The organism is Marinobacter sp. G11 (genome assembly GCF_021282325.1).
Lineage (GTDB): Bacteria > Pseudomonadota > Gammaproteobacteria > Pseudomonadales > Oleiphilaceae > Marinobacter > Marinobacter vinifirmus.
Genome location: NZ_JAJSPB010000080.1, coordinates 1 through 2,160 on the forward strand (window position 1 = coordinate 1; position 2,160 = coordinate 2,160).

General features: G+C 50.3%; 2 protein-coding genes and 1 pseudogene. 1 reads left to right on the forward strand and 2 read right to left on the reverse strand.

Annotated elements, in window-relative coordinates:
- Window positions 1-165: 165 nt before the first annotated feature.
- Both LWH94_RS19030 and LWH94_RS19035 read right to left on the reverse strand, forming a co-directional pair.
- Window positions 166-531, reverse strand: coding sequence for an MliC family protein (locus LWH94_RS19030; protein WP_232903288.1), 366 nt, complete (start codon window positions 529-531; stop codon window positions 166-168).
- A gap of 540 nt (window positions 532-1,071) precedes the next feature.
- Complete coding sequence (locus tag LWH94_RS19035; RefSeq protein WP_232903289.1) at window positions 1,072-1,560, reverse strand: hypothetical protein; 489 nt, start codon at window positions 1,558-1,560, stop codon at window positions 1,072-1,074.
- A gap of 155 nt (window positions 1,561-1,715) precedes the next feature.
- On the opposite strand from LWH94_RS19035, the pseudogene LWH94_RS19040 reads away from it, so the two are divergent.
- Window positions 1,716-2,063 (forward strand): annotated as a pseudogene (locus tag LWH94_RS19040) (transposase); the annotation flags it as partial.
- Window positions 2,064-2,160: the final 97 nt, after the last annotated feature.

The window sequence follows — 2,160 nt, forward strand, 5'->3', positions numbered from 1 at the left end:
AGTGGCCTAAAGCCACGTAAGAGAGCCCCTATATGTGTTTGCTGTAAGTGCCTGACAGCTCGACGAGACTAGCGAAGCAGGCGTTCTCGCTCATGGGTTTAGGTTGGCCGCTGGTGCGGCCAAAAAATCACTATTGTCTGTTGATTCCGAGAAGGCTCATATGTGTTATGCTGCATCAGCGATCTGCTCACAATGTTCGACTGCTTCGCCCGGGGTGCCATCTTCCAAGTGACGAAACAATGTGCCCGATGCGCGTTGTCCGCTGCCTTTTGTCCACCACTCCAACTTCTCACCAACATAACGCGCACCGCTTCCCGATACCGCGATTTTCATTTCTAAGACACGATTGTCGTATTCCACGACGGCTGTACTGTCCGTGGGATATGAAGCCTTGATCGTTTTCCCGCTTTTGCATTGGTATGTAAAAGAGGAGCTTGAATTGCTGGATTGCTCAGTGGGTTGGGTATCATCGGTCAATGATTGCGCGCACGCGGACAGGAAAAGAATGAAAACAATAGATAAATAACGCATGGTATCTCGAACCTCCTTGAATTGCGGCATAACGCTAAGCTAAACGGCACAAAAGGCTGTGGTAGAGTGAAACGAACCACGGTTTTTTGTGTCCGGCGCAGCCCCGCAGGTGCGGAGCGTATTTGAGCGCATTGTTATGTGCGCTATTTGATATAGTTCCTATTAATATAATCACACCATTGATCCGTATTCTTTGGCGGTACGTCCGGATTGCCGCGAATTCCGAGCTTAAACTCTACTACTGATCGCCATTCGCCAGAGCCCAAATCCGGCCCATGCCCTCTGCCGTCTCCAGTTGTCACTTGCTTTTCCACTTGCGAATACCAATCACTGGTACAAGTCTTTTTGTGAATGTCGCTGCTTAATGCACACCCAACAGTTGAGGTGAACAAAAAGATTAGAGCAGAAGATTTTAATATTTTACCCATTTATACGACCCTTGGATTAGCATATAACGCCTGCAGCATGCGCGCCTGCGGAATGGAGCCGAAGGCGCAATGTAGTAGGCGTCGCCGTGCCTGCACTGGTTAAAACCTACCATCAGGAACCACCGGGTTTAGCCAACCGCACCGCAACGTTGTTGTGTTGCGATCCAGTTTCATTCTCATGCTGTGAGCCGAAAAGGTTGACCCACTGCCCCTGAACCAACAGCAACTCCCCGTTACCAGCACTGCTCCCATTGCTTGTAGTGTAATTGCCAGCATAGTTGAACTGAAATTGGTCGGACGAGCCCATGATTGGCTTGAGTTCATAACCTATGGACAACTCACTGGAAGAGGCAAAGCCTTTATCCTTGCTCGATACGCTAACCCTTAAAAATCCCGATTCCTCCAGAAAACTTGGCAATAAATCAGAGGGTAAGCTATCCGGTTTTGTGGCCTGACACTCACAATACCGAACCTCCAACACCAGCGGTTTATTGGCGAGATAGTCTTCAGGGGCCGAGTTTTCGGCAAGGGCAATGCTAGGGATCAAGGATAGGAAGAACAGATTAACCCCCAGAGTAATTTGTGATGCGATCCGTTGCATGTAACCTCCTGTATTTACGTTTTAACAGCAAAGCGAACATTCAGATGGTGCGATAACGCCTTGGCTTTGCGGTGCACCGAGAGGCTGTAAACCAAATTGTGTAACTGCCCACGACTGAGTAATCTTTTCAAAAGGATACCATCGTGGGTACACAAGTGGATCAAGAAAAACTCAAAGCCATGGCCGCCGAACTGGCCAAAGACATCAAGTCTGAAAAAGATCTCGGAGCCCTCACACAGCAGCTGGTCAAGCTCACCGTCGAGACCGCACTCAACGCCGAACTGGATGAGCATCTTGGATACGAGAAGCACGCTCCTGAAGGCCGTGGCACCGGCAACAGCCGTAACGGCTATTCTGCCAAGCGCCTGAAGGGCCAACACGGCGAAGTACCGATACAGGCCCCTCGGGACCGGGACGGTTCCTTCGAGCCTCAGTTCGTCCGTAAAGGCCAGTCCCGCCTGACTCAGATGGATGACTGTCTGGCGTCAACTATCTTGTCCGGTCCGCGACAACTATGATGGCCGGTTGGGTGGTCTTACTTTTTACTCTTTCCAGCCTGCTTAAGCTGTTGCTGTCGTCGGTAGCTTTCCCCCTCTAATT